Genomic DNA, 18,279 nt, shown 5'->3' on the forward strand with positions numbered 1-18,279 from the left:
CCCGGCCGGGTCACAGGGGCCGGCCGGCCCGCATCTCGGCGACGAGCGAGCGCACGACGGCGTCCAGCTCGCCCCCGTGGCGCCGCGCCACCGCGCGCTGCCGCTGGTAGGACGCGCCGCGCCGCACGATCGTGCGCACGCCGTCGAGCTCGTCGAGGCACCCCAGGCGCGCCGCGACCGGCTCGAGCTCGACGAGCAGCCGCCCGACTGCGTCGGTCACGAGCTCCTCGTTGCCCTCGCGGTCGAGGATGATGATGGCGTCCATCCCGTAGCGCGCCGAGCGCCACTTGTTCTCCTGCGCGTACCAGGGCGGGATGCTCGGCAGCTCGCGGCCCTCGTCGAGCATCGTCGAGAAGTGCTCGACGAGGCAGTGCGTGAGCGCGGCGAGCGCCAGGAGCTCGGAGATGTTCGTGACGCCGTCGCAGATGCGCGTCTCGAGCGTGCCGAACTGCGGCGCGGGCCGCAGGTCCCACCGGACCTCGTCGAACGCGTCGATGACGCCGGTGTGCAGCATGTCGGCGACGTACCCCTCGAGCTCCTCCCACGTCCCGAACTGGAACGGCAGGCCCGCGGTCGGCAGCTGCTGGAACATCAGCGCGCGGTTCGACGCGTAGCCGGTGTCCTTGCCGCCCCAGAACGGCGAGCTCGCCGAGAGCGACTGGAGGTGGGCGAACGTCGTGAGCATCGCGCGCTGGATCGGCAGCACCTTGGCGCGGTCCTCGATGCCGACGTGCACGTGCACGCCGTAGATGAGCATCTGCCGCCCCCACCACTGGGTGCGGTCGATGAGGGTGGTGTAGCGCTGCTTGTCGGTGACCTTCTGCTGCGCCCAGCGCGCGAACGGGTGCGTGCCCGCGCTCATGAGCTCGACGCGCAGCGGGTCCGTCACGGCGCGCAGCTCCTCGACCGAGCGCTGCAGGTCGCGGCCCGCCTCGCCCACCGTGCGGCACACGCCGCTGACGACCTCGACCGTGTTGAGCAGGAGCTCCTGCTTGATCGACGGGTGCGGGCCGCCGTCGGCCGGGCGCACGGCGTCGAGCACGGTCTGCGCGACCTGCCGCAGGTCGCCGGAGTCGGCGTCGACGAGCGCGAGCTCCCACTCGAGCCCGACGGTCGAGCGCTCCGAGCGGGCGAAGGGGATCGCCGTGCGGCGCGGCAGGGCGCTCACCGGGGCCCGTCCTGCTCGCCGTCGGTCGGGGTGCCGGCCTGCGTCCCCGCCGGGGGAGCGGACAGCGGCTCGACGACGAGCACCTGCTGCGAGCCGCCGACGCGCGTGAGGACGATCGTCGCGGTCGCGTCGCCCGTGAGGGCGAGCTGACGCCGGAGCTGCTCGGGCGTGACGGCCGTGCCCCGCTTCTTGATCGTCAGGCGCCCCACGCCGCGCTCGCGCAGGTAGGAGCGCAGCCGCTTGAGGACGAACGGCATGGTGTCGAGCACGCGGTAGCCGCGCGCGAGGCCGTCCGCGAGCCCGGTCGCGTCGAGCGGCGCCGGGGAGTCGGTCGTCACGTACGCGATGGTCCGGTCGAGCAGGCGGCCGCCCAGCCCGCGGGCCGCGTGGGCGACGAGCCCGGCCCGGATCACGGCGCCGTCCGGCTCGTAGAGGTACTGCCCGACGGCGCCCACCTCGGGCACCACGTCCGCGTCGCCCGGGCGGTGGGCGATCCGACGGGTCGTGGTCCGCTCGGTCCCGTCGGGCCCGGTCCACGACGACAGCACGAGCGCGGAGCGTCCCGGGCCCTCGGGCGCGAGCGGGCCGAACCAGAGCCCGGCCTCCACGACGTCGCCGTCCACCGACACCCATTCGGTCTCGGCGTCCTCGGGCAGTCCGGCGTGCGGGATGCCCGGACCGACCTTGATGCCGACCGCGGGCACGCGCTCGCGCAGCGTCCACACCGCGTCGAGCGGCGGCGCGTAGGCCTTCGGGTCGAACACGCGCGTGCCCGCGCGCGTGCGGCGCGCCGGGTCGGCGTACACGCCCTCGATCCGCTCGCCCTCCAGGTCGAGCGCGAGCCCGTCGCCGTGGCGCACCTCGGCCTCGGGGAAGTGGCGCAGGTTGACGGTCGCGATCGCCGCGGTGAGCTCGTCGACGTCGGTCGCGAGCACCTCGAGCTCCGCGGCGGCGAACGCGAGCGCGTCGACCCCGATCCCGCTCGTGAGGTCTGCGACGCGCCGGATCCCCGCCTCCTGGTACCGCCGGGCGTGCAGCCCCGCGACGACGAGCCGGCTCGCCTGCTCCAGCCCTGCCTGCGTGAAGAGCATGCCGTCGGCGAACGCGCCGAGCTTGCCGTGCGCCGCAGCGCGCAGCCGGGACTGGGTGAGGGCCGCGGCGGCCAGGTCCGGGTCGACGCCCTTCGCGCGCAGCCCGGCCGCGAGCACGAGCGCCTGCTGCTCGTCGTACGGCGGGAGCGCGCCGAGCAGGGCCCAGCCCTCGGGGCTGAGCAGCTTGGTCAGCGTGGCGGCGTCCATGGCGTCGATCCTTCCACGGGGGCCGGGGACCACGCGCAGCCGGGGCCAGGTCGTCCGCAGGACGGACGTTGGCACTCGCCTTGACCGAGTGCTAACCGGGACCTAGATTTGAGACGTGCCGCCACCGCTCGCGGAGGCGGCACCACGTGCGACCAGGCTGTCCGGCACCCGCGACGACGGCCAGCCGGTGCGCTCGACCCATCCGTTGCAGTTCTCACCGCGAAAGGGGAGGTCCGACGTGTCGGTCCCCATCAAGCCGCTCGAGGACCGGATCGTCGTGAAGGCCCTCGAGGCCGAGACCACGACCGCATCCGGCCTGGTCATCCCGGACACCGCCAAGGAGAAGCCCCAGGAGGGCGAGGTCCTGGCCGTCGGTCCGGGCCGTGTCGACGACAACGGCAACCGCGTCCCGCTCGACGTGTCCGTCGGCGACAAGGTCATCTACAGCAAGTACGGCGGCACCGAGGTCAAGTACGGCGGCGAGGACTACCTCGTCCTGTCCGCGCGCGACATCCTCGCCGTGGTGGTCGGCTGACGCCGACCCGGTTCAGCAGCAGGGCCCCGCGACCGACGGTCGCGGGGCCCTGCTGCGTTCCGTGGCCGGTCGCCCCACCGGTGGTCCCACGGGTCGTGCGCACGGGCGCCCGGTACGACGTCGGACCGGGGCCGTGCAGGTCTGCTGGTGGCGCGGGGGCACCGAGGGTGGTGCCAGGCGAGGGTACGTCAGCCGGTGCGGCGGGCGCCGCCCGCGAGGATGGCGGCGCGCTCGTCCTCGCTCAGGCCGCCCCACACCCCGTACGGCTCGCGCACGCGGAGCGACTGCTCGCGGCACTGCATCATCACGGGGCACGAGTGGCAGATCGCCTTCGCGGCCTCCGCCCGCCGTCGTCGCGTCGAGCCGCGCTCACCCTCGGGGTGGAAGAACAACGTGTCGTCCGCGTCGCGGCACGAACCCTGGTACTGCCATTCCCACAGCTCCATGACGGGCCCGGGGAGCCTCGAGATCTCTGCCATGCCGAACAACCTACAAGCGTTGCAAGGGTTGTTCAAGTCCCCTGTGAGGAAAAAGTGAACGAGCAGGTTGAACCGCTCGTGGAGCGGTGCGAGTCTGCCCAACCGCGTCGGCCGATCCGGCCGCGCTGACGCGATCGGCTGCGCGCGGCGCGTTTGCGCGTGCAGCGAACAAATATGGCGCGGGTGTGGCGCGAAGGGTGCACGACTGTGACCTCTACGAGGTGGCGAGACGGGTGCCCGCTCGGCAGAATCGATCCATGACCTCAGTCCGGTCCGCCCCCGACCCCGAGGGAGCCCGACCGAGCATGACCTCGTCTCCCGGCCTCGCCGTCGCCGCCGTCGCGCGCCGGCTCGGCGTCGCGCCCGCGACCCTGCGCACCTGGGACCGTCGCTACGGCCTCGGCCCCTCGCAGCACCGGGCCGGCTCCCACCGGCGCTACACGGACGACGACGTCGCTCGCCTCGTCGTGATGCGCCGACTCACGCTCGACGGCGTCGCGCCCGCCGACGCGGCCCGCGCCGCCCTCGCCGCCGACGAGGAGGAGCTCGCGGCGAACCGCGGCGCGATCTCCTTCGACGACCGCGGCGGCGACGGCGCGGCGGACCTGGACGCCGACGAGCCCGAGACGGACGACGACGCGCCCGAGCCGCCGCCGTCGCGCCCGTTCCTGCGCGCCGTCCCCGGGGGCGAGCCCGCACGCGTCGCGGGGCCCCGTCCGGTCGGCGTCCGCGAGGGGCCACGGCCCACGCGCGTCTCCGACGTCGTCGACGCGGCCATCGCCTACGACCAGCGCGCGTGCGACCGGCTGCTGCGCATCCCGACGGGCGGCGACCCGGCCGCGTGGTGGTCCGACCTCGTCGAGCCCGCGCTCGAGCGCCTGGCCGAGCGCACCGTGCTCGCCGGCCCGGGCGAGGTGCCCGAGGTCGTGCTCGCGAACGCGACGCTCGTCGCGCTGCGCGAGTACACGCAGGCGAGCGAGGACGCGATCGTGGCCGCCGGCGGTCCGCCCCGGAACCACCCGAGCCGGATGCGGCGCATCGTGCTCGTGTTCGCCGCGCCCGACGAGCCGCTCCCGCTGGCCGCGCACGCGCTCGCCGCGTCGCTCGCGTCGCACGGCGCGATGGCGCGCATCGTCACCGGGCCCGCGAACGTGCACCGCACGCTCGAGATCGTGACGATGGTGCGGCCGTCCGCCGTCGCGATGGTCACCACCCAGGCGCGACCCGACCTGGGCATCGTGCACGCCGCGCACGACGCGAACCCGAGCCTGCCGTTCTTCGTGGGGCTCCCGAGCGACCAGGCCGCGGAGGAGCTGCCGCTCGCCGCGACCGTCCACCGGGTGCGCAGCTTCACGGGCCTCCTCCACGAGCTGCTCGCCGTCGTGCGCTGAGCCGCCCCCGGGCCCGCCGGTCGGGCGGGGTGCGCGCTCGTGCACCCCGCCGTCCGCCCCTCGCGCAGGCCCGGCCGGCGAGGACCGGGCGGGAATACGGGGAGGGCCCGCGGCGTAGAATCCTGGTGTGACCGCCTCGCCCGTCCCCGCCGCCGTCCCCGACCGTGACCCCTTCGGATTCCTGGGTCTCACCTACGACGACGTCCTGCTGCAGCCCGGCTACTCGGACCTGGCGCCGTCGGACATCGACACCACGACGCGCCTGACGCGCGAGATCTCGATCCGCGTGCCGCTCGTCTCGGCGGCCATGGACACCGTCACCGAGTCGCGCATGGCCATCGCGATGGCGCGCCAGGGCGGCATCGGCGTGCTGCACCGCAACCTCTCGATCGAGGACCAGGCGCTCCAGGTGGACCTGGTGAAGCGCACGCAGACGGGCATCATCGACAACCCGGTGACCATCGGGCCGGACGCGACGCTCGAGGAGCTCGACAAGACCGCCGGCGAGTACCGGATCTCCGGCTTCCCGGTCCTGGACGCCGAGCGCCGCCTCATCGGCATGGTGACCAACCGCGACCTGCGCTTCACGCCCGTCGCCGAGTGGGCGACGACGAAGGTCGACGAGGTCATGACGCCGCAGCCGCTCATCACGGGCCCGGCGGGCATCTCCCGCGAGGAGGCGACCGCCCTCCTGCGCAAGCACAAGCTCGAGCGCCTGCCGCTCGTCGACGCGGACGGCCGCCTCACCGGGCTCATCACGGTCAAGGACTTCGTCAAGTCCGAGCAGTTCCCGAACGCGTCGAAGGACGGCCAGGGCCGCCTGCTCGTCGGCGCCGCGATCGGCTACTTCGGCGACGCGTGGCAGCGCGCCACGACGCTCATCGACGCGGGCGTCGACGTGCTCGTCGCGGACACGGCGCACGGCAACGTCCGGATGCTCATCGAGATGGTCGCGCGCCTCAAGTCCGACCCGGCGACGCGCGACGTCCAGGTGATCGGCGGCAACGTCGCGACGCGCGAGGGCGCGCAGGCGTTCGTCGACGCGGGCGCCGACGCGGTCAAGGTCGGCGTCGGGCCGGGCTCCATCTGCACCACGCGCATCGTCACGGGCGTCGGCGTCCCGCAGGTGACCGCCGTCTACGAGGCGTCGCTCGCCGCGCGCCCGGCCGGCGTGCCGGTCATCGCCGACGGCGGCATGCGCCACTCGGGCGAGATCGGGAAGGCGATCGTCGCCGGCGCGGAGACGGTGATGCTCGGCTCGATGCTCGCGGGCACCGAGGAGTCCCCGGGCGAGACGATCCTCGTCAAGGGCAAGCAGTACAAGGCGTACCGCGGCATGGGCTCCATGGGCGCCATGTCCTCGCGCGGCAAGAAGTCCTACTCGAAGGACCGCTACTTCCAGGCCGAGGTCACGAGCGACGACATGATCGTCCCCGAGGGCGTCGAGGGCCAGGTGCCGTACAAGGGCTCGCTCGGCACCGTCGCGCACCAGCTCGTCGGCGGCCTGCACCAGACGATGTTCTACGTCGGCGCCCGCACCGTGCCCGAGCTCCAGGAGAAGGGGCGCTTCATCCGCATCACGTCGGCGTCGCTCAAGGAGAGCCACCCGCACGACGTGCAGATGACGGTCGAGGCCCCCAACTACACGGGCTTCTGACCACCGGCACGCGGCACCACGACCGACGGCCCGGCACCACCCTCACGGGTGGCGCCGGGCCGTCGGCGTTGCGTCAGCGCCTCGTGCGGTCGGCCGTCACGACGCCATGACGCGCGCGTGCAGCGCCTGGACCGCGTAGCGCGCGGCCCAGAACGCGCCGTGCTGCCAGGCCGAGATCTCGGACATCCAGTCGCCCGCGAAGTAGACGTTCCCGGCGCCCTGCTGCAGGAGCTTGAAGCGCGACGACTGCGTGTTCGGGTACGCCCACGCGCCCTCGATGTAGGGCACCTTGTGCCACGCGATGGAGAACGAGCTCTCGAGCTCCGTCCGGTACTTCTCGCCGTGGATCTTCACGCCCTGCTCGACGGCGCGCATCTCCCGCTGCCGCGGCGTCATGTCCGCGTAGGCGCGCGCGTTCGCGCCGGTGTTGTAGTAGCCCACGACGAGCCCCCGGCGCTCCCCGTAGCCGTAGGACGGGTACCAGACGTGGGCGAGGTCCATGTCCGTCTCGGTGATGCCGCCGTAGATGCGGTGGTCGTCCTCCCAGAACCGGGACCGGTACTGCAGCCCGATCTTGCCCGCGGGCGAACCGACGGCGAATTCGCCGAGCGCGGCGTCGACGTCGGGCCCCCAGTTCGTGTCCCAGCGGCGCATGAGCCCCGCGGGCGCCGAGACGACGGCGAAGTCGGCGTCGATCTGCCGCGCCTTGCCGTTGTGGGCGGTGTAGGTGACCGAGACGCCGCGCGGCGTGTTCTGCACCGCGGTGACGGGCGAGCTGAGCTGGACGTTCTGCTTGCCGATCGCCCTGACGAAGTAGTCGTAGGTCGTGTCCATGCCGCCCTTCGGCTGGAACATGAGCATCGACTGCTCCCAGTTGATCTCGAACGGGAAGTACTGCCCGACCTTCGAGGCGAGCACCTCCGACACCGAGCCCGGACCGGGGAGCGGGGTCCCGTGCTCGTTCCAGGCGGACGGGTACACGGCGTACCCGCGGTTGCTCCCGCCCCGGTAGCTGCCGTCGGCCTGGAGCGAGCCCCACGACCGGAGGAACGCGCGCAGGTTCTCCTTGTCCGCAGCGGTGAGCTTCTGGTCGAGCGCGCCCTGGTCGGTCGCATGGCTGAGCAGCTCGGACGTGTAGCCGAACACGTCGGCCTTCGCGGTGCGGTACCGGACGGGGTTGCCGGGGGTCGCGCCGGAGCGCTCGTTGTAGAGGTAGGCGTCCGCGTTGGCGTTGGTGAACACCTCGTAGGGGACGCCGAGCTCGCGCAGGTAGTCCATGGTGACCATCCACTGGGCGATGCGCCCCGCACCCGCGTTCATGTAGACGCCGTCGGCGAACCGTGCCTTCTGGGTGACGCCGTTGACGTCCGTCTCCGCGTCGCCGCCGCGTATGGTCAGCGTCCGGCCGCCGACGCGGTGCCGCGCCTCGAGGACGGTGACCCGGTAGCCGGCCTTCTGCAGCTCGTACGCCGTGGCCAGGCCCGCCGGCCCGGCGCCGACGACGACGACCTTCTTCGCGGACCGGCCGGTGAGGCTGAAGTCGCTGCCCCGCGGCGGTGTCCACGACTCGTTCCGCGGCTGCGCGGCGGCCGTGGGCGCGAGCCCGACCGCGCCCATCGTCGCGAACATGACGCCGGCGCTGGAGCCGACCCCGACGGCCTGGAGGAAGTTGCGGCGCGAGACGCCGGTCGTCTTCTCGTCAGTGACCATGTGGCTGGAGCCCTCTCGTCCACGGCCTGACGGGCGGGGGGCCCGGCCCACGATGCCGGGTGCCGCCGTCAGCACCGGGGCCGACGCTAGGGACGTGTCGTCGCGAGCACGGGTCCGGCGCGTTTCGCGCCGGTCAACGGATCGGGGTCCGGCGTAAACGTCTCGTGACGCCGCCCGTTCGCCGGTCCGCGGGACGGCGCGGCGGTGCGCCCGCGGTGCGCCGGCGCCGGCGACGACCCGACACGTCACCGTCACGGCACGGAAACGGGGGCTGGCTAGCGTCGCGGCCCCCGGTGGTCCTCGCGACCGGCCGGAGCCCGGGCGCCAGGGTGGCGCCCGTCGTCCCCCTGGGAGGCCTGCATGAAGAACCGCACCAAGGTCGTCGTCGCCGTCGCCCTCACCGCCGCCGTCGCCGTCCCCGGCACCGCCGTCGCCGCCGGGAGGCTGTTCGAGCCGAAGCCGACCGAGGCCCACTCCTTCGTCACCGGCGACACGCCGTCGATCGCCGACGGGGTCGCGATCGGCAAGAACGTCGCCTGGTACAAGTCGTCCGGGCTCGGGCCTGCCGCGATGAACACGACGCCCGGCGCGACGGCCGAGCAGCGCTACGTGCCGACCGACGTCTTCCCCGGCGGCGTCCTGCCGGCGGGCGTGACGATCACCGAGGCGCAGGGCATCAACGTCCTCATGCGGATCGGGGAGAACCTCGAGCGGGCCGGGCTCTCCTACGACGACGTCGTCTCGATGCGGGTGTTCCTCCAGAACCCCGCCGGCCAGGAGAAGATGGACTTCGCCGGCTGGAACCGCGCCTACCGGCAGTTCTTCGCGAACACGAACCTCGCGACGGGCGCGACGCTCGAGGTCCAGCTCGGCTCGGCCCGGACGGCGCCCATGGTCGTCAACGCTGCCCGGCCGTCGCGTTTCGCGCTCGAGATCGAGAACCTCCCGGTCGACGGCTGGCTCGTCGAGGTGGAGGTCGACGCCGTCTACCCGAAGTGACGACGACCTCCCCGAAGTGACGACGACGGGCCGCCCTCCCGGAGGAGGGCGGCCCGTCGTGGTCGTGCGGGCGCCGCGGGCGCCGAGGGCTCTGCGTGCGCCGAGGCTGCCGACGCCGAGGCGGGCGAAGAGTCAGTCGCGGAACGTCTCGATGTTGGCGCCGAGCTCGCGCAGGCGCTCGGTGAGCCCCTCGTAGCCGCGCGCGATGATGTCGACGCCGCGCAGGACGGAGGTGCCCTTGGCCGCGAGCATCGCGAGCAGGATGACGACGGCGGGACGCAGCGCGGGCGGGCAGCTCACCTCGGCGCCCGACCAGCGCGTCGGGCCCGTCACCTGGAGCCGGTGGGCGTCCAGGAGCCGCACGTCCGCGCCGAGCCGCGTGAGGTCGGTGAGGTGGATGGCGCGGCCCTCGTAGACCCAGTCGTGGATGAGCGTCGTGCCCTGCGCGTTCGCGGCGATGACCGCGAAGAACGGCAGGTTGTCGATGTTGAGGCCGGGGAACGGCATGGGGTGGATCTTGTCGATCGGCGCGTGCAGCTCGCTGGGGTGCACCGTGACGTCGACGAGGCGCGAGCGGCCGTTGCGTGCCACGTACTCGGCGCTCTGCGTGTACCGCAGGCCCATCTCGGCGAGGGTCGCGAGCTCGATCTCCATGAACTCGATCGGGACGCGGGCCACGGTGATCTCCGAGCCCGTGACGATGCCCGCCGTGAGCAGGCTCATCGCCTCGACCGGGTCCTCCGAGACGGCGTACTCCACGTCCACGTCGATGTCGGTGCGGCCGTGCACGCGCAGGGTCGTCGTGCCGATGCCCTCGACGCGGACGCCGAGCAGCTCGAGGTAGAAGCACAGGTCCTGCACCATGTAGTTGGAGCTGGCGTTGCGGATCGTCGTCACGCCGTCGCGGCGGGCCGCGGCCATGAGCGCGTTCTCGGTGACGGTGTCGCCGCGCTCGGTGAGCACGACCGACAGGTCCGTGCCCGACGCCGGCGCGACCGTCGCGTGGTAGTTCCCGCCGGTCGCGGTGACGGCGAGGCCGAAGGGCCGCAGGGCGATCATGTGCGGCTCGACGGTGCGCGTCCCGAGGTCGCAGCCGCCCGCGTACGGGAGCTCGAACGTGTCCCGCAGCCCGAGCAGCGGCCCGAGGAACATGATGATCGAGCGCGTGCGGCGTGCGGCGTCGACGTCGATCGCGGCGAGGTCGAGCCGCTCCGGCACGACGATCTCGAGGTCGCGGCCGCCCGTCGTCCACGTGGCCCGCACACCGATGGAGCGCAGCACGTCGACGATCCGGTCGACCTCGACGATGCGGGCCACGCCGCGCAGGGTCGTGCGGCCGCGGTTGAGGAGCGAGGCGCAGAGCAGCGCGACCGCGCCGTTCTTCGAGGAGTTGACCTCGATGCGGCCGGAGAGGGTCTGGCCGCCCTGGACGCGCAGGTGCGCGTGCTTGGGGCCGCCGAGGCTGATGATCTCGGAGTCGAGCGCGAGCCCGATGCGGTTGAGCATCTCCAGGCTGAGGTTCTGCGAGCCCTGCTCGATGCGGTGCACGGCGCTCTGGCTCGTGCCGAGCCGCTCCGCGAGCTGGGTCTGGGTGAGACCACGGTTCTGGCGGGCGCCACGGATGAGCGCCCCGACCTGCGTGAGAGGTGCGTCGTCGATCGCTGTCATGAGAGCGACGATAACTCATGGATGAGATATCGACGCGGCGAGCGGGCTGCTTCAAGTGCTCGCCATGCCACCATCACACGACCTTCACCCGGATCATGAGATATGCACCGACCCGTCTCGCGGGGGTGGTGACCCGCGTCAGCCCGGCCAGCGGCCGTCCGCCCCGGCGCCGACGTAGGGCCGGTCACGCTCCGGGTCGAGGGCGTCGACCCACCGCCGGTGCGCGACGACCTGCAGGTCGTGCAGCGCGGCCGGTCCGAGGCCCGCCAGGTCGGGGTACGCCCGCGCGAGCGCGTCGAGCAGGTCGAGCGTCGCGAGCACGTCCCCGTCCGCGGTGTGCAGGGGCCCGACGTCGAGCACCTCGTAGCGCGCGCACAGGTCGACGAGCCGGCGCTTGCCCTCGCGGGACGGGTCCCACGCCCGGTCGAGCACGAGCGGGTCGAGCACCGGCCGGACCGGCCGCCCCAGGCGCGCGGAGAGCGTCGGCAGGCCGTGGCGCACGAGCTCGGTGTCGAGGATCGCGAGGTCGAACGCCGCGTTGTAGGCGACGAGGGGGACGCCGTCGCGCTGGGCGTCGACCACGAGCGTGGCGATCTCGTCGAGCGCGACGGCGGGCAGAGTCCCGTGCGCCGCGGCGTGCGCGGTCGTGATGCCGTGGATCCCCGTGGCCTCCGCCGGGATCTCGACGCCCGGGTCGAGGAGCCACGTGCGCACGTGCGTGGCGCCCGGCTCGCGGAGCACGAGCGCGGCGGTGACGACGCGGTCGACGTCGACGTCGAGGCCCGTGGTCTCGGTGTCGAGACCGAGCAGCGGTCCCACCGTCCAGGGCGTCGTCGTCATGGTCCACCTCTGCCGTCCGGTCGGGGCCCGGGGCGCCCGGCGCTCCCGTCGTCGCCGGACGTCCCGGCGACGAGCGTCACCCTGCCAGCGCCCACCCACACGGTGGTCGGTGCAGGTGACGGGCACGGCCCGCCGGTAGGCTGACCCGGTGAGCAACGAGATCGAGATCGGACGTGGCAAGCGCGGTCGGCGCGCGTTCTCCTTCGACGACGTCGCCGTCGTGCCCTCGCGGCGCACGCGCGACCCGGAGGAGGTGTCGGTCGGCTGGCAGATCGACGCCTACCACTTCGACCTGCCGATCCTCGCGGCGCCCATGGACTCGGTCATGAGCCCGGCCACCGCCGTCGCGCTCGGCAACCACGGCGGCCTCGGCGTCCTCGACCTCGAGGGCCTGTGGACGCGCTACGACGACCCGACCGCGCTCCTCGAGGAGATCGCCGGGCTCGAGCCGCTCGAGGCCACGCGCCGCATGCAGGAGATCTACGCCGAGCCCATCAAGGCCGACCTCATCACGCAGCGACTCAAGGAGATCCGCGCGGCGGGCGTCACCGTCGCCGCGGCGCTGTCGCCGCAGCGCACGCAGGAGCACTACCAGACGGTGGTCGACGCGGGCGTCGACCTGTTCGTCATCCGCGGCACGACGGTCTCCGCCGAGCACGTCTCCGGCGTCGCCGAGCCGCTCAACCTCAAGCGCTTCATCTACGAGCTCGACGTCCCGGTCGTCGTGGGCGGCGCGTCCACGTACACCGCGGCGCTGCACCTCATGCGCACGGGCGCCGCGGGCGTCCTCGTCGGCTTCGGCGGCGGCGCGGCCCACACCACGCGGGTCTCGCTCGGCATCCACGCGCCCATGGCGACCGCGGTCGCGGACGTCGCGGCGGCACGGCGCGACTACCTCGACGAGTCGGGCGGCCGCTACGTGCACGTCATCGCGGACGGCGGCGTCGGCCGCTCGGGCGACCTCGTCAAGGCGGTCGCGTGCGGCGCCGACGCGGTCATGCTCGGCGCGGCGCTCGCGCGGGCCGAGGAGGCGCCGGGCAAGGGCTGGCACTGGGGCTCGGAGGCCCACCACGCCCAGCTCCCGCGCGGCGAGCGCGTGCGCGTCGGCACGGCCGGCACGCTCGAGGAGATCCTCTTCGGGCCGGGCCGCCAGGCCGACGGCACGCTCAACCTCGTCGGCGCGCTCCGCCGGGCCATGGCGACGACCGGCTACTCGGACCTCAAGGAGTTCCAGCGCGTCGAGGTCGTCGTCTCCCCGTACCAGCCCCGCTGACCCGCGTCGTGGCCGGACGCATCGCCGACGGTCCGCGCCTGACGCACGCCGGCGACGGCGTGCCGGGCGGCGGAGCCGTGCCCGCCGAGGGTGCGGGCCGCCCGGAGACGGACGTCGTGGACGGGGCCTCCACGGAGGTGGCCTCCACCGACGTGTCCTTCACGGAGGTCGAGGACGCCGACGTCGAGGCGGTCGTCGCGCTGTGGCGCACCTGCGGCCTCACCCGGCCGTGGAACGACCCCTACCGCGACCTCGCCGACGCCCGTCTGGGCGAGACCTCGACCGTCCTCGTGGGCCGCGCGACGCGCGACCTGCCCGCGGTGGCCACGGACGGCGCCCCGGGGGAGCCCGGGGTCGCGGCCGGGGAGCTCGTCGCGACGGCGATGGCCGGCGTGGACGGGCACCGGGGCTGGCTCTACTACGTGGCGGTCGACCCGCGCCTCCAGGGCCGCGGGGCGGGCCGTGCGACGGTCGTCGCGGCGGAGGCGTGGCTCGCCGCCCAGGGCGCGCGGGTCGTGCGCCTCATGGTGCGCGCCACGAACGACGCGGCGCGCGGCTTCTACGAGCGGCTGGGGTACGCGGACCAGGAGTGCGTCGTGCTCGGCCGCCCGCTCGGCGCCCCGGACGCCCGCGACGCCGGACGATGAACCCCGCCGCGTGGCGGCCGGACGACGACGACCTCGCCGCCCTCGAGACCGAGCACCGCGCCCGCGTCGCCGCGCTCGACGCGCTCGTCGCGGTCCCCGCCCTCGGCGCCAGGACGGACGACGAGCGTCTCCTCGCCGTGCGGCTCCCGGACGGCTCTCGCGCCGCGGGGCTCCTGGGCGTGGGGGACGTCGGACCCGGCTCCGCGGCGGCGGGGTTCCGCGCGCTGCGCGAGCACCGGCTGCGGGCGCGCGCAGCGGGACCGGACGTGGGCGGCGCGGTCCGCGCGCTCGTGGCGGCCTGGACGGCGCGCGTCCGGGGCGACCCAGGTAGCGCACCGGAGGGCGACGGGCTGCCCGAGCGGGGCCCCGCGCCCCGCGACCACGGCCTGGCGCTCCTGTGGCCGAGCCGCGACATCGAGGCCGTGGGCGCGCTCGCGGCGAGCGGCCTGCGCCCGACCGTCCACCTCGCCGCGCGCCGCGGCGCCTCCTCGGTCCGGCCCCGCGACGACCTCCCCGGGATCGTGCTGGCCGACGCCGGCCCGGACGACGTGGCCGCCGTCGTCGAGCACCAGCGCGCCGAGCTCGCGTACGACGAGCTCATGGGCGCGGCCCGCGTCCGGCCCCTCGCCGCCGAGCAGCTCGCCGCCCAGGTCGCGGCCGCCGTCGAGAACCCGCGCACCACGGTGCTCGTGGCACGCCGCCGGGTGCCGGGCGACCGGGCGGGCGAGGTCGTGGGCGTCGTCGCGGTCGAGCCGTCGGAGCGCTCCGGGGCCGTGGCCGGGACGGTCACGGCAGGGCCGGTCGCCTACCTCGTCCTGCTGCACGTGACGGGCAGCGCGCGCGGCACCGGCGTCGGCGGGGCGCTCGTCGACGCGGCGCTCGCGCGCGTGCACGAGCAGGCCGGGCTGGGCGCCGTCGTCGTGCTGCACCACGGCGTGCTCAACCCGCTGTCCGCGCCCTTCTGGGCGCGGCAGGGCTTCCGGCCCGTGCTCACCACGTGGGAGCAGCCCGTCGACGCGCTGTCGGCGCCACGACGTAGCCTGTCCCCATGACGAGCTCATCCGGCACACCCGGCTCCGGGCGCGGCGACGGCGCCGCGCTGGACGGTCTGATCGACCCCGAGAACCCGGCCGCGACCTACGTCCTCGAGCCGGAGGTCGTGGCCCCCCTCGCGCAGCGCGTCGTCACGAGCAACGAGGCGGGCATGCACCGCTCCGTCCTGCCCTCCACGGGAGCGCCGCTCGCCGCGGTCCCCGTGTCGTCCGTCGAGGACGTCGCCCGTGCCGTGGCGCGCGCCCGGGCGGCGCAGCCGGCCTGGGCCGCCCGCTCCGTGCGCGAGCGCGCGGCCGTGCTGCGGCGGTTCGGCGAGCTCGTGCTCGCGCGCCAGTCGGACGGCCTCGACCTCATCCAGATGGAGTCCGGCAAGTCGCGGCGCAGCGCGTTCGAGGAGATCGCGGACGTCGCGATCCTCACGCGTCACTACGCCCAGCGCGGCCCGCGCTACCTCGCCGACCGGCGGGCGCCGGGGATGCTGCCCGTGCTCACCGGCACGCGCGTGCACCGTCGCCCCGTGGGCGTCGTCGGCGTCATCGCGCCGTGGAACTACCCGCTGACGCTCGCGCTCGCCGAGGCCGTGCCCGCGCTCGTGGCGGGGAACGCCGTCGTGCTCAAGCCGGACCCGCAGACGACGCTCACCGCGCTGTGGGGCGCGGAGCTGCTCGAGGAGGCGGGACTGCCCGCGGACCTGTTCCTCGTCGTCGCGGGCGGGGGAGAGGTCGGCGCCGCGGTGACCGACCACGTGGACCACATCGCGTTCACCGGCTCGACCGCCACCGGCCGCAAGGTCGCCGCGCGCGCGGGGGAGCGCCTCATCGGCGCGACGCTCGAGCTCGGCGGCAAGAACCCGCTGTACGTCGCGGCCGACGCCGACGTGCGCGCCGCCGCGCGCGGTGCCGTGCGCGCGTGCTTCTCCAACTCCGGCCAGCTCTGCGTGTCGATCGAGCGGCTCGTGCTGCACGAGGACGTCGCGGACGCCTTCCTCGACGAGTTCGTGCCGCTCGTCCGCGAGATGCGCCTCGGCGCGGGGCTCGACTACTCCGCCGACATGGGGTCGCTCACGTCGCAGGCGCAGCTCGACCGCGTGGTCGCCCACGTCGAGGACGCCATCGCGCGCGGCGCGCGCGTCCTCGCGGGCGGTGTGCACCGGGCGGACATCGGCCCGTGGTTCTACGCGCCCACCGTCCTCGACGACGTGCCCGACGACGCGGCGTGCGCGCGCGAGGAGACGTTCGGCCCGGTCGTCTCCGTGCGCCGGGTCGCGAGCGACGACGAGGCCGTCGAGGTCATGAACGACACCGAGTACGGGCTCAACGCGAGCGTGTGGACGCGCGACGCGGCCCGCGGTCGTCGGATCGCGGCGCGCGTCGAGGCCGGGACCGTCAACGTCAACGACGGCTACTCCGCGACGTGGGGCTCCGTCGGTGCGCCGATGGGCGGGTTCAAGGCGTCCGGCCTCGGGCGCCGCCACGGGCGCGAGGGGATCGAGGCGCTCACCGAGGCGCAGACGATCTCCGTGCAGCGCGGCGCGAACCAGGGCCTCACGCTCGACACGCTGTACCAGCTCGGCGGGGAGCTGCCGAGCAAGGTCCTCACGTCGGCGCTCGACGTCATGCGCCGCCTGCGGCTGCCCTGACGGAGCCTGGCTCAGCGGCGCACGGCGTCGAGCACGGCCTTCGTCGCCGCGGGGATCTCGCGGGCGCGGTAGAGCGCGGCCCTCCACGGCTCGACGCTCGCCGCGCTGACGCCGACCCCCACGGCGTCGAGACCGGCGACGCGGCACGAGAACAGCGTGCGCGGCAGGTGGTACCCCTGCGTGACGACCACCGCCGTGCCGACGCCGAACTCCGACGCCGCGCGCGTGCACGTCGCGTGGGTGTCGAAGCCCCCGCGGTCGAGCAGGATCGCGTCGTCGGGCACGCCGCGGCCGAGCAGCCACGCGCGCATCGAGCCGGGCTCGTCGTAGTCGTCGTGCGCGTCGCCGCTCACGAGCACGACGGGCGCGACGCCCCGGCCGTAGAGCTCCGCCGCCGCGTCGAGCCGACGGCGCAGGTACGTGGACGGGGTCCCGTCCGGCCGCAGGCCCGCCCCCGGCACGACGATCGCGTCGCTCTCCGGCACGTGCGCCGCGTCGGCGACGTGCGCGCGCCCGACCGCCTGCACGACGACGAACGGCGCCAGCACGAGCACCACGAGCCCCGCGCCCGTCCCGAGGGTGAGGCGCCGCCGTCGGGACCGGCGCGGACGACCCATCGAGGTCCAGCCGGACGACGACGCTGCCGACGGAGCGGAGGAGGACGGTGCCAGCGGAGCTACGGCCTGGTGCGCCCAGGCTCCGGGAACGCCTGTCGGCACGGCTCCTGGGCCGGCCGCTCGGCATGAGGGTGCGGCGGCCGAAGGCGACGCCGGATCGTCGGTCACGTCCCGACCCTAACGTCGCCGCCGCGTCGACCAGGCGCTCCTGGCTGGCCGAGCAGGCGATCCTGGTCCGTCCGCCGTCCGGGACGAACCAGGACCGCCTGTTCGGCGGGTGGAGGTGGAGGCGGAGGGGACGGAGAGAGGGTCAGGCGGGGGAGGAGAGGGTCGTGAGCTCGGCGGTGAGGTTGGCTCGGGCGCGGTCCTCCCAGAGAGTCGCGCCCTGCGGGGTGCGGAACAGCGCACCGCCGGCGAGCAGTCCGCGCAGGACGGCGGCCCGCCCGGCCCGGAAGGCGTCGTCGGGCACGTGGGCGTACTCGGCGCGCACCTGGCGGGCGTAGCGGGCGTACCGGTCCGGCGCGGACCCGAGGACGGCGAGGTCGGCGTCCGAGACGAGCGCCCCGGGCCCGTCGCCCGGGGCCGGGGCGTGGTCGGTCGTCACGAGCACGAGCCGCACGACCTCGTCGACCTCGCGAGCACCGAGGTGGCTCGCCAGCCGGGCGTCCGCGAGCTCGGCCGACCGCTCCTCGTCGCTGCCCGCCTCGCCGTCGTGCACGGCGTCGTGGAACCACAGCGCGAGCTGCGTCACCCCGGGCGTCGCGCCCGTGGCCGACGCCGCACCCGACGCGCCCGTGCCCGCCGCGCCGATCGACCACGCGGCGGCGCCCGCGCGGGCGGGCGAGCGCGCGGCGTCGGGCACGCCGGGCGGGCGCCCCTCCAGGAGCGCGAGCGAGTCGAGCGCGTGCACGAGGTGCTCGGGCCCGTGGTAGACGCGGTGCGGCTCGTGCCAGCGCTCGACGAGCTCGACCCCGACGTCGCGTGCGCCCGGGAGGAGCGCGTCCCAGCGCGCGAGGAGCGCGTCGGCCTTCGCCGCGCGCCGCGCCCGGCCGGGCACGCGCAGGCCGGAGGCGCCGAGGCGCCGGGCGAGCTCACGACCCCCGACCGGCACCGCGCCCGCGGCGACCGCGACGTCGTACCGCTCGGCGGCGACGTCGTAGTGGTCGAGGTCGAACGCCCGCGGGCTCACGCCGATCGACGCCGCGAACGCGTGCAGCTCCGCGAGCGACGCGTCGGACACGAGATGGCTGAACAGCGTCCCGTGCGCGGGCCACGCGGGCGGGTCGATGAGAACGGTCACCGCCC

General features: G+C 74.7%; 16 protein-coding genes. 8 read left to right on the forward strand and 8 right to left on the reverse strand.

Features of this window, described 5'->3' with window-relative positions:
• Positions 1 to 10: 10 nt before the first annotated feature.
• Both AC3WT4_RS09040 and AC3WT4_RS09045 read right to left on the reverse strand, forming a co-directional pair.
• Complete coding sequence (locus tag AC3WT4_RS09040; RefSeq protein ID WP_021482303.1) at positions 11 to 1,168, reverse strand: glutamate--cysteine ligase; 1,158 nt, start codon at positions 1,166 to 1,168, stop codon at positions 11 to 13.
• Positions 1,165 to 2,466: a THUMP-like domain-containing protein gene (locus tag AC3WT4_RS09045; RefSeq protein WP_492315268.1), complete on the reverse strand. Its 1,302-nt coding sequence runs from the start codon at positions 2,464 to 2,466 to the stop codon at positions 1,165 to 1,167. Before AC3WT4_RS09045 ends, AC3WT4_RS09040 begins: the two co-directional genes overlap by 4 nt.
• 238 nt (positions 2,467 to 2,704) lie before the next feature.
• On the opposite strand from AC3WT4_RS09045, the gene groES reads away from it, so the two are divergent.
• Positions 2,705 to 3,001: a co-chaperone GroES gene (gene groES / locus AC3WT4_RS09050; protein ID WP_108048801.1), complete on the forward strand. Its 297-nt coding sequence runs from the start codon at positions 2,705 to 2,707 to the stop codon at positions 2,999 to 3,001.
• A gap of 188 nt (positions 3,002 to 3,189) precedes the next feature.
• Here groES and AC3WT4_RS09055 read toward each other — a convergent pair whose 3' ends face one another.
• Positions 3,190 to 3,480, reverse strand: coding sequence for a WhiB family transcriptional regulator (locus AC3WT4_RS09055; RefSeq protein ID WP_031316449.1), 291 nt, complete (start codon positions 3,478 to 3,480; stop codon positions 3,190 to 3,192).
• A 257-nt stretch (positions 3,481 to 3,737) separates the two neighbouring features.
• On the opposite strand from AC3WT4_RS09055, the gene AC3WT4_RS09060 reads away from it, so the two are divergent.
• Together AC3WT4_RS09060 and guaB are read left to right on the forward strand one after the other, a co-directional pair.
• A complete protein-coding gene (locus AC3WT4_RS09060; protein ID WP_108048802.1) occupies positions 3,738 to 4,871 on the forward strand; it encodes a MerR family transcriptional regulator in 1,134 nt (377 codons plus the stop codon).
• A 127-nt stretch (positions 4,872 to 4,998) separates the two neighbouring features.
• The gene (guaB, locus tag AC3WT4_RS09065; RefSeq protein WP_021479849.1) at positions 4,999 to 6,528 is read left to right on the forward strand and encodes an IMP dehydrogenase; all 1,530 of its coding nucleotides are present in this window, start codon (positions 4,999 to 5,001) and stop codon (positions 6,526 to 6,528) included.
• 96 nt (positions 6,529 to 6,624) lie between these two features.
• On the opposite strand, the gene AC3WT4_RS09070 is transcribed toward guaB, so the two are convergent.
• Positions 6,625 to 8,238, reverse strand: coding sequence for a flavin monoamine oxidase family protein (locus AC3WT4_RS09070; protein ID WP_492315269.1), 1,614 nt, complete (start codon positions 8,236 to 8,238; stop codon positions 6,625 to 6,627).
• Positions 8,239 to 8,598: 360 nt separating this feature from the next.
• On the opposite strand from AC3WT4_RS09070, the gene AC3WT4_RS09075 reads away from it, so the two are divergent.
• Positions 8,599 to 9,237 (forward strand): Rid family hydrolase, encoded by a 639-nt coding sequence (locus tag AC3WT4_RS09075; RefSeq protein ID WP_074808939.1) that lies wholly within the window; start codon positions 8,599 to 8,601, stop codon positions 9,235 to 9,237.
• Between the two features lie 132 nt (positions 9,238 to 9,369).
• On the opposite strand, the gene AC3WT4_RS09080 is transcribed toward AC3WT4_RS09075, so the two are convergent.
• Positions 9,370 to 10,905: a helix-turn-helix domain-containing protein gene (locus AC3WT4_RS09080; RefSeq protein ID WP_186810343.1), complete on the reverse strand. Its 1,536-nt coding sequence runs from the start codon at positions 10,903 to 10,905 to the stop codon at positions 9,370 to 9,372.
• Positions 10,906 to 11,043: 138 nt separating this feature from the next.
• Complete coding sequence (locus tag AC3WT4_RS09085; RefSeq protein WP_492315270.1) at positions 11,044 to 11,745, reverse strand: exonuclease domain-containing protein; 702 nt, start codon at positions 11,743 to 11,745, stop codon at positions 11,044 to 11,046.
• Positions 11,746 to 11,893: 148 nt separating this feature from the next.
• Here AC3WT4_RS09085 and AC3WT4_RS09090 point away from each other — a divergent pair, with 148 nt between their 5' ends.
• Genes AC3WT4_RS09090 through AC3WT4_RS09105 form a run of 4 tightly spaced genes read left to right on the forward strand, consistent with a single transcriptional unit; the run spans position 11,894 to position 16,357 of the window.
• Entirely contained in the window at positions 11,894 to 13,018 is a 1,125-nt protein-coding gene (locus tag AC3WT4_RS09090; protein ID WP_034653983.1) for a GuaB3 family IMP dehydrogenase-related protein, read from the forward strand.
• A gap of 8 nt (positions 13,019 to 13,026) precedes the next feature.
• Positions 13,027 to 13,665, forward strand: a complete 639-nt coding sequence (locus AC3WT4_RS09095) for a GNAT family acetyltransferase (RefSeq protein ID WP_492315271.1) — start codon at positions 13,027 to 13,029, stop codon at positions 13,663 to 13,665.
• Positions 13,662 to 14,717 carry a GNAT family N-acetyltransferase gene (locus tag AC3WT4_RS09100; protein WP_492315272.1) on the forward strand — a complete coding sequence of 352 codons (1,056 nt, stop codon included), beginning with the start codon at positions 13,662 to 13,664 and terminating at the stop codon, positions 14,715 to 14,717. The genes AC3WT4_RS09095 and AC3WT4_RS09100 overlap by 4 nt, the downstream gene beginning before the upstream one ends.
• Complete coding sequence (locus tag AC3WT4_RS09105; RefSeq protein ID WP_255180689.1) at positions 14,714 to 16,357, forward strand: succinic semialdehyde dehydrogenase; 1,644 nt, start codon at positions 14,714 to 14,716, stop codon at positions 16,355 to 16,357. Before AC3WT4_RS09100 ends, AC3WT4_RS09105 begins: the two co-directional genes overlap by 4 nt.
• A gap of 11 nt (positions 16,358 to 16,368) precedes the next feature.
• On the opposite strand, the gene AC3WT4_RS09110 is transcribed toward AC3WT4_RS09105, so the two are convergent.
• Together AC3WT4_RS09110 and AC3WT4_RS09115 are read right to left on the reverse strand one after the other, a co-directional pair.
• The gene (locus tag AC3WT4_RS09110) at positions 16,369 to 16,974 is read right to left on the reverse strand and encodes a SanA/YdcF family protein (RefSeq protein ID WP_492315273.1); all 606 of its coding nucleotides are present in this window, start codon (positions 16,972 to 16,974) and stop codon (positions 16,369 to 16,371) included.
• A gap of 310 nt (positions 16,975 to 17,284) precedes the next feature.
• Complete coding sequence (locus tag AC3WT4_RS09115; protein ID WP_492315274.1) at positions 17,285 to 18,274, reverse strand: DUF4031 domain-containing protein; 990 nt, start codon at positions 18,272 to 18,274, stop codon at positions 17,285 to 17,287.
• Between the last annotated feature and the right edge of the window lie 5 nt (positions 18,275 to 18,279).

It is taken from the genome of Cellulosimicrobium sp. EB106-03-01-XG111 (genome assembly GCF_058792115.1).

Excerpts from the sequence above, each read along its gene's own strand:
- AC3WT4_RS09105 (WP_255180689.1), top strand. The coding sequence starts at position 14,714 with ATGACGAGCTCATCCGGCACACCCGGCTCCGGGCGCGGCGACGGCGCC.
- AC3WT4_RS09060 (WP_108048802.1), top strand. The coding sequence starts at position 3,738 with ATGACCTCAGTCCGGTCCGCCCCCGACCCCGAGGGAGCCCGACCGAGC.
- AC3WT4_RS09075 (WP_074808939.1), top strand. The coding sequence starts at position 8,599 with ATGAAGAACCGCACCAAGGTCGTCGTCGCCGTCGCCCTCACCGCCGCC.
- AC3WT4_RS09100 (WP_492315272.1), top strand. The coding sequence starts at position 13,662 with ATGAACCCCGCCGCGTGGCGGCCGGACGACGACGACCTCGCCGCCCTC.
- AC3WT4_RS09085 (WP_492315270.1), bottom strand. The coding sequence starts at position 11,745 with ATGACGACGACGCCCTGGACGGTGGGACCGCTGCTCGGTCTCGACACC.
- AC3WT4_RS09080 (WP_186810343.1), bottom strand. The coding sequence starts at position 10,905 with ATGACAGCGATCGACGACGCACCTCTCACGCAGGTCGGGGCGCTCATC.
- AC3WT4_RS09045 (WP_492315268.1), bottom strand. The coding sequence starts at position 2,466 with ATGGACGCCGCCACGCTGACCAAGCTGCTCAGCCCCGAGGGCTGGGCC.
- AC3WT4_RS09070 (WP_492315269.1), bottom strand. The coding sequence starts at position 8,238 with ATGGTCACTGACGAGAAGACGACCGGCGTCTCGCGCCGCAACTTCCTC.
- AC3WT4_RS09110 (WP_492315273.1), bottom strand. The coding sequence starts at position 16,974 with ATGGGTCGTCCGCGCCGGTCCCGACGGCGGCGCCTCACCCTCGGGACG.
- AC3WT4_RS09055 (WP_031316449.1), bottom strand. The coding sequence starts at position 3,480 with ATGGCAGAGATCTCGAGGCTCCCCGGGCCCGTCATGGAGCTGTGGGAA.